Genomic DNA, 8447 nt, shown 5'->3' with positions numbered 1-8447 from the left:
ATTATATTCTTTATTTACTTATGGTATTGATTTTATAAAAAATAATATTTCATTTGAAAAAATAAATCGATGTAATTATGTTAATTTTTTGCTAGCATTTGTTATAGATTTAATTGGTTAAAAGTGTCGTGTACTATGGTTAATTATATACTTCTTTTATAAAGTTCTTATTAGTTTTTTGCAAATATATTGATGAGCTGTGTGCAAACTGGTTGTGGTAGGTTTAATGCAAAAAAGCAGCTTTTGTATGAAGCTGCTTTTGAGAGGGGTGTGGAGATTTTTTATAAAGAATTAAGCATATTGTTAAATAAATATTGACCTGCTTTAGTCATTTGCCCTGTGTTTTTGCCCAAGATTGTTTTAATGTACGACTTTATATGAGGTCTTTCTTCTATAGGGTAATTAGCAATATAGGATTTTAAAAAATGTGATGATGCTAGAACGGATTCTTCACATTTAGAGCTTGAAGCCTTTACTGCTTGATTATCTTGACAGCCTCCAACAAATTTACTTGAGTGGTCGGTTGCTTTTGAAATATCAGCTGCAATGTTTCTTTTTATTATAACTCCATCGTTTGCCATTGTTTCATTGTCAATCAGTGTAATTTCTTTTTTGTGGCTATCGTAAAATGCATTGTCCCAATGCGCATCTCCATGTGTGTATGTTTTGTAATTGTTTGCGGATCCAAGTTTTGCTTCTTCTGCTGAGCCAGGTTTTGAATGATGATCCATATTTTTTTGATGGTGTAAGGCCATCATTTTACCATAGGCTTCAAAAGCTTCTTTTGTTTTATTTGGATCTTTTTCATCTAGAATCGCTTTTAAAGGTTTTCCTGTCGCTTCAGGCATTATAGAAACATAAGCGCCACGGACTTTTTTACCGTTTTCTGTGGTGTTTTGTGTTTTGTAAATCCCTTCAGGAAGATTGATATTTATGCCTTTTGCTAATTGGCTTTTTTGGAGGTGCGCATGGCTTTGCACAGCTTCTAAGTTTGTAACTTCTTCATCTTCTGTTGCCAGCTGTTTTATAATAACTTTTTTTTCTTCTTGGTTGTTGCCACATCCGGCAGGTATGGTCGCATGGTAAAGGGCAGATGTGAATGATCCGCCTTTATCGCCAATGTTCTTTATTGTGACACAATGGCCGTTTGCTTTATGATGTATTTCAAGTAATTCTTTGACGTTATCTGGTGTTATGACATGAATTTTTCCACCAACGGGACTATCGTGTATTGTTGTTGGTTTTGTGAGTTCAATCTTTGTAAGACTGAAACTTTGTGAGCAGCTCATTATAGAAACTGCTAATAAAAAATAAAACTTAGACATAAAAACCTCCTATTAGTTTATTTATCCATTCTTTGTTAATATTATTTTAATGTAAAATTACTTAATTAAACGTTAATTTTATTTGAAAAGTTTTATTGAAAAAAAAATAATTTAGATTTATAATTAGTGTAAGTTGTTTTATAATTCATGGAGAATTTAATGAGATTGTTTTTTTTATTTTTTTTCTTATGTGTTTCTTTTTCAGTAAAATCAAATCAATTGTATTTTCAGAATAATGAATTTCCATCAGTCATTATTGATCAGTTGAAAATAATAGAAATTAATACGATTTTGAATAATAAAATTGAAGAATATTCTATAGATCCAAGTGTAAAAAAAATAATAATTAAAAACTTAATTTCAAAAGAGAATTTAGATTATTTAATAAAGATTTATCCAAATGTTGTTTTTTTAAAAGTCTCTGAATTAGATAATTCTATAGAGAAATTGAATAATTTAATTATGTTATTATCATCTTTTGATAATGTAAAATATCTTGATCTTTCTGACAATATTTTATTTGGTGGAAGGGGGTTAGTAGCCATAACACCATTCTTAAAAAAAATACAATATTTAAATCTTTCAAATAGTTCAAAATATGATTCAATTGAACCTTTAATGATAAAAAAACTTGCTAAAGGGACACCTATATTAGAGTTTTTGGATATAAGCAATAATGTTCTTGGTGATGATTGTGGGCGTATTATTTATAAATTTAAAAACATAGAATATTTATCTGTTTCTAATACGAATATAACGGAGAAAAGTTTAAGGCGATGGGTTAGGTTCTTGAAAAATTTAAAATATTTAGATCTTTCGAAAAATCATATTACGCGTTTTGATTTAGAAAAGTTAGATTTGACAAAAATCATTGAATTGGATTTATCTGATACACCTATTAAAGATTCTTTAAAAAGGCTTGGGGATGAAGATAGTTCGCTTCTTAGCCTTAAAGCGCATAGCTCAGATTTGACAGATGATGATTTGAGTTTGCTTTATAAAAAATTCCCAAGGCTTAAAGTTCTAGATCTTTCAAATAATTTTATTACACCTAACGGCTATAATGTTATTTTTTCTTTTCTTGAATCGGGCACATCAAATATAGAAGAATTAAAAATATCACCTAGTTTTAATGATCATGATAAGAGTATGACTGAAAAATTAAAAAGTTTTAAAAGAAATGGAAGGTTAAAAAAACTTGAATTCTACAAAAAAGAATTTCTGAATGAAGATTACGAACTTGTAAAATAATCATTATATAGTAAATGATTTGAATTGATACATCATTGCGCTTCTTTTATGTATACAAGGATATATTTGCTTGTTGCTCTTTGTCTGAATTTCAAGTCATTTAACTATATGTTTCCTACATACCAATTAGAAGCAATAGATAAATTCATTTCATCAAGAAAAGTTTTTTTGGGTTTATCGTGATGGCCACAAACGACAAGAATTTGTGATACATTTTTTAGTTTGGCTTGTTTTTTGAGTTCAAACAAAAGTGCTGCACCAATTGATTGCCACATGGAAGGTTCTGCAACACAAAAATCGTCGATCATTAAGGTGAGTCCCCCTGGATTGTAAACTTCAGGGGCGGGGATTAGTCGTCCAATAATAAACCCTTTGATTTTGTTATTTATTTCGGCAACAAGTAGAATATGATCTGGTTGATTTAATAAAGCATGAAACCATTCGGTTTGTTTTTCATGGGCATTATCGGCGCGTTTCCAAAATTGAGGTTGTACTTTTTCGTATGATTCTCGTTTGGCATCAGATAATAAAATCATTGCATCGATGTGGGATGTTTCAGCTTTTGAAATAACAGGTTTAATTGGAATTTTATCTTTTATAAACGATGTGTCAAAAGTAAAAATAAATCTATTGGGTTGGTCTCGATCAAAACGAACAAGTTTATAATCTTCCGTATAATGGCTATTCGTAAATGGGTTGATTGTTTTACGCCAAAATTTTAAGGCATAGGCCATTTCAGGGATAACGAGTACCTCCCAAATTCCTGGAAATTTTTGCCAAATCATGTTTGCTACTTGTTTGGCAATGCCTTTACCTTGAAATTTGGCAAGAATAAAAAATTCGCCCATATTCCATTGGGTGTTTGGAGAAACACCAACTTTATTAATGAGTACAAATCCAGCGAGTTCATCGCCTATTTTAACAATGAATGGGAATCTGTCAGGTGCTTCAAAATAAATTTTAAAATCGAATGATTCATATAGACCGTCTTTGGGGCAATGCCAATCGTCAGAAATAAATCCACAAGTGCGTGTCATTTCATATACATAAAAGCGGGCCATGTTTTGAATTGTTGGGTAGTCTTCTATCGTTGCAGGGATAATGGAGAGTAACAAATTTTCTTTTGGCGCGATCATCTTTAAACTCGCTATTTTTCAGTAATTATATTTTATAGCATATTTAAGAACATTTTTTTCTCCATTTTTTATAAAAATGTTGTATGAATATGTAGTCTACTATTTTTACGATGTAATGAGATGCAAATGACTGACTTGAACAAAACGCCACTTCTTGATCTTGTACACAATCCAGATGATATGAAAAATCTAGGAATTCCTCAGCTTATTCAATTGGCTGATGAATTGCGAGCGACAACGATTGAGGCTGTTTCTAAAACGGGTGGTCATTTAGGTGCAGGTTTAGGTGTTGTTGAATTAACAGTCGCGTTACATCATTTATTTAATACACCAGAGGATCGTTTGGTTTGGGATGTAAGTCATCAAACCTATCCCCATAAAATTTTAACGGAACGTCGTGATCGCATACATACATTACGTCAAGGCGGTGGGCTTTCAGGTTTTACAAAACGTACCGAAAGTATTTATGATCCTTTTGGGGCGGCCCATGCGGGTACGTCTATTTCAGCAGCTTTAGGTATGGCTATTGCGCGTGATTTGCAAGGTAAGACGAATCATGTGGTGGCTGTTATTGGCGATGGATCGATGAGCTCTGGCATGGCTTATGAAGCCATGAATAATGCAGGGGCTGAAAAATCAAGACTTATCGTTATTCTTAATGATAATGATATGTCCATTGCAACACCTGTGGGTGCTATGAGCGCTTATTTATCCCGGATTATTTCATCAAAACCTTATCGTAGCTTTAGGCTTGCGATGAAATCATTGGCTACAAAATTTCCTAAAGCGTTTGAAAAATGGGCCAAACGTCTTGAAGAATATGCGCGTGGCATGATGACAGGTGGCACATTATTTGAAGAATTAGGTTTTTATTATGTGGGACCTGTTGATGGTCATAATTTAGAACATCTTATCCCTATTTTAAAAAATGTACGTGATGGTGATCAGACGCGTCCCATTTTGGTTCATGTGGTGACACAAAAAGGTAAAGGCTATTTACCGGCTGAAAATGCAGCGGATAAATATCATGGTGTGAATAAATTCAACGTGATAACGGGCGCTCAATCAAAATCACAACCAAAAGCACCACAATATACCAAAGTTTTTGGTGAAGCCTTGGTTAAAGAAGCTGAAAAAGATCCTAAAATCGTCGCGATTAATGCGGCCATGCCGTCCGGCACAGGGCTTGATTTATTCGCACAAAAATTTCCGAATCGTTGTTTTGACGTTGGTATTGCCGAACAGCATGCAGTGACTTTTGCAGCTGGCTTGGCATCCGAAGGCATGCGTCCTTTTGCCGCAATTTATTCCACTTTTTTACAACGCGGTTATGATCAGGTTGTTCATGATGTAGCACTTCAACAATTACCAGTACGTTTTGCAATTGATAGAGCCGGCATGGTCGGCGCTGATGGGGCAACGCATCAAGGATGTTACGACACAGCGTTTTTAGCGAATTTACCTGGTTTTATTGTGATGGCACCATCGGACGAGGCAGAACTTGTTCATATGATTGCAACGCAAGTATCACTTGACCAAAATCCATCTTCGGTGCGGTATCCTCGCGGCGAGGGCTTTGGAATTGCTTTGCCTGAAATCCCGCAGATCCTAGAAATAGGGAAGGGGCGTATTATTCGGGAGGGTAGTAAAATCGCTATCCTTAATTTTGGCACAAGGTTGCATGAATCCCTGAAAGCCGCTGATCGTTTGGCAGCGCAAGGTTGGTCAACAACTATCGCTGACGCACGTTTTGCAAAACCACTCGATACTGATTTGATTCGTCAATTAGCAATGCATCATGAAGTGTTGATTACGATTGAAGAAGGTGCAATCGGTGGGTTTGGATCGCATGTGTTGAATTATTTGGCGCTTGAGGGATTGTTGGATAGAGGCCTTAAATGCCGTCCCATGACATTACCAGATTTTTTCATTGATCATGATACACCTGAAAAACAATATGAACTTGCAGGTCTTAATGTTTCCTCAATCGTGCGTGTTGCGTTGAATGCTTTGGGGGTCCAGAAAGACATGACATCAGTTGCGAATTTATTATAGCGAATTAATATCATTATGTAGCTTTTGAAAAATTGATATCAAAAATACAAATCTCATTATAAATTATTTTTCTTGAAATTTTTTTTTGTCCGGCGCAAAATTTACAACAAGGTAAAAATGAAAACGAAAGAGAATAATAATGAGTTTACATATCGTTGAAAAAGGAAACGGCTATCCAATCGTATTTGGTCATAGTTATTTATGGGATGCTCATATGTGGGATCCTCAAGTTAATGAATTATCAAAAGAGTATCACTGCCTCGGAATTGAGCTTTGGAATCATGGTCAATCTCCAAATGTTCCAAAATCACCTTACTCTATAGAGGAAATGGCTGAAGCCTATTATCAAGCTGTACTCAAACAAGGTATTAAGGAATTTGCTTTTGTTGGTCTTTCGGTAGGTGGTATGATTGGTGTTGAATTGGCACTAAAATACCCGAAAGCTGTTAAAGCACTTGTAGTTTCAGCGAGTCATGTGGGAAGAGAACCAGCATCAAGTTTGACTGAATATTTAGGCTTAATGGATCGTTTAGATCGTGAAGCTAAAATTAGTCAAGAATTTGCAAAAGAATTAGCAAGTTACTTTTTTACAAAAGAAACACTCAAAAATAATCCTACTTTGGTGAATCGATTTGTTCAAAGTCTTGTTGCTTATCCTCCCCAACGCATTCAAGGCCTTACAACAATTGGTCGTGGTATTTTCAATCGTAAAGATAGAATGAAAGATCTTTCACAGATTCAATGTCCAACGCTTTACATGGTAGGTGCTGATGACATTGCTCGACCACCACATGAGTCTCAAGAAATGGCTAAAGCAACACCTCATTCAGAATGCGTGATTGTTCCAAATGCGGCCCATGTAAATAATTTGGAACAACCTGAATTTGTTACAAATCATCTTAAATCATTTTTAAAGAAAAGCATCGATTTTAAACACGTTGCTGGATTTTAAAGAACGATTTGACGCGCTATTATTTGTTAAGGTTGTGTAGTGAATTGATATGCAATCTATTTTTTAATCGCGATGCTAATGAAAAATCCTTTTTGATTATTACATCAAAAAGGATTTTTCATTTCTACTCAAACCAAAAAAATTCTTTAATTAGATTGTAGATTATAATTAATCAATTTCTTCAATTACTGGTTCTTCTTTAGTATTTTTTGAAGATATAGATGCAGATTCTAAAAGCTCAACCAATACTTCATCATTTACGTTTTCAATCATCAACACAGGTGCCGGTACTTCTTCAATTACCAACGCAGGCACTAAAGAAGGTGTTAACACATTAACGAGATCTTCAAAATCTACAATATTAGCATCTGATAATGTTGCATCAATCGTTGTTTCATTATGCTCATAATCAGTTACAATAATATGCTTTATTTGACCATCAGTAACTTGTGATGGATTAAGTGTTACTCTTTTAACAGGATAACCTTTAAAAAGTGCTGTTCCAAAAGAAGCGAATCCACTTCCCCATGCAAGTGCATTATCTTTTGATGGCGCTTCAGCTGTCATTATTCTTCCCACAACACCAGAAATATTTTTACCAGCAGCTGCCATATTATAACGATACATTTTAACTATTGTTTCTTGACCATCAGGTAAATCAAGAACTAGTTTCTGACCTGCTTCAACAAATTTATCTTTCCAGGGTTTTGGAAATTTACCGGTCCATACTTCAAGCATATAATCTGAATCATTTGTGATAACAACTTTTGCAGCTTCTGCAAAACTAGAGACGGATATAATAGTAGCCAATGCTACAAATAGCTTTTTCATAATAAAATTTCCTTATATTAAATAATTTAAACTATAATTATAGTCTCACATTACAAACAATATGTCAATATATATTACTATTTTTTTATACAAAAGTGTGTTTACCTTTAATCTAGAATATAATCCTATTCAAAACGGAATATTAACGCCATACTAATAGAGAATTAGAAAATCGTTAATCTACATCATCAAATGAGGCATTAAAAAATGTCAATTCAACATTTAGCGCAGCAATATAATGATTTTATGTCTAGTTTTGGTTCTGGAGTGGAGATTGATCAAAGTGTGAATATTGAAAAGTTGTTCACAGCTGATTTTCAAAAAATTGCAAATGGTATCATTCTTACGCTTGGTAGAAAGGAATTAGAAACTCAATTAACTGAAGTTAAAAAAACAATGGGCAGCTGGACAATTGAAATAAAAAAAATTCTTCCATCTACAAATAACAAAGAATGTACTATTAGGTTTATGGCCGAAACGGAAAAAGCTGGAAAATTTGATGTTCTTGCCGTTTTGTCTTCTGAGGATAATCTTCAAATAAGCAAAATAGATGAGATTTATTATCAAGTATAATGAAATAACTCGAAAACACTACAACCCTCCTACTTCCCGCGGCTTGATCCTGAGAGATCTACACGAATTTTAAGCATAACAAAACCCTAGGTTTCCGTCGTTGCGATGAGCCGAAGGTGAAGAAGCAATCCAGAAAATAGCCCTTTAAACGCTTAAATATTGTTTTTTTGACTAGATTGCCGCGCAGCTTCGCTGCTTCTAATGACCAAGACTTAAGATGTTGATAACAAGTCATTTTTTTTGACATCATTTTCCGGTTTTCTTAACAGCACATATCCCAACGATTGAGCACGCGACATTATATTTTTTAAAACTCTGTCTTTG

General features: G+C 34.0%; 7 protein-coding genes. 4 read left to right on the top strand and 3 right to left on the bottom strand.

Translation table 11 applies throughout. The annotated features are described in order from the left end of the window. Positions 1-281: 281 nt before the first annotated feature. Complete coding sequence (locus tag Q8L85_10530) at positions 282-1325, bottom strand: hypothetical protein (protein ID MDP1725121.1); 1044 nt, start codon at positions 1323-1325, stop codon at positions 282-284. Between the two features lie 159 nt (positions 1326-1484). On the opposite strand from Q8L85_10530, the gene Q8L85_10525 reads away from it, so the two are divergent. After that, positions 1485-2576, top strand: a complete 1092-nt coding sequence (locus Q8L85_10525; protein MDP1725120.1) for a hypothetical protein — start codon at positions 1485-1487, stop codon at positions 2574-2576. Between the two features lie 104 nt (positions 2577-2680). Here the strand turns inward: Q8L85_10525 and Q8L85_10520 are convergent, their stop codons facing one another. After that, the gene (locus tag Q8L85_10520) at positions 2681-3712 is read right to left on the bottom strand and encodes a GNAT family N-acetyltransferase (protein ID MDP1725119.1); all 1032 of its coding nucleotides are present in this window, start codon (positions 3710-3712) and stop codon (positions 2681-2683) included. Between the two features lie 126 nt (positions 3713-3838). Between Q8L85_10520 and dxs the strand changes: the two genes are divergently transcribed. Further along, positions 3839-5767, top strand: a complete 1929-nt coding sequence (gene dxs, locus Q8L85_10515) for a 1-deoxy-D-xylulose-5-phosphate synthase (protein MDP1725118.1) — start codon at positions 3839-3841, stop codon at positions 5765-5767. Between the two features lie 139 nt (positions 5768-5906). Next, positions 5907-6719, top strand: a complete 813-nt coding sequence (locus Q8L85_10510) for an alpha/beta hydrolase (GenBank protein ID MDP1725117.1) — start codon at positions 5907-5909, stop codon at positions 6717-6719. Between the two features lie 168 nt (positions 6720-6887). Here Q8L85_10510 and Q8L85_10505 read toward each other — a convergent pair whose 3' ends face one another. Next, entirely contained in the window at positions 6888-7550 is a 663-nt protein-coding gene (locus Q8L85_10505; protein ID MDP1725116.1) for a hypothetical protein, read from the bottom strand. 207 nt (positions 7551-7757) lie between these two features. Between Q8L85_10505 and Q8L85_10500 the strand changes: the two genes are divergently transcribed. Next, positions 7758-8123: a hypothetical protein gene (locus Q8L85_10500; GenBank protein MDP1725115.1), complete on the top strand. Its 366-nt coding sequence runs from the start codon at positions 7758-7760 to the stop codon at positions 8121-8123. Positions 8124-8447: the final 324 nt, after the last annotated feature.

The sequence above is a fragment of the Alphaproteobacteria bacterium genome (genome assembly GCA_030680745.1).
Lineage (GTDB): Bacteria > Pseudomonadota > Alphaproteobacteria > JAUXUR01 > JAUXUR01 > JAUXUR01.
This window is presented reverse-complemented; position numbering and strand designations above follow the sequence as displayed.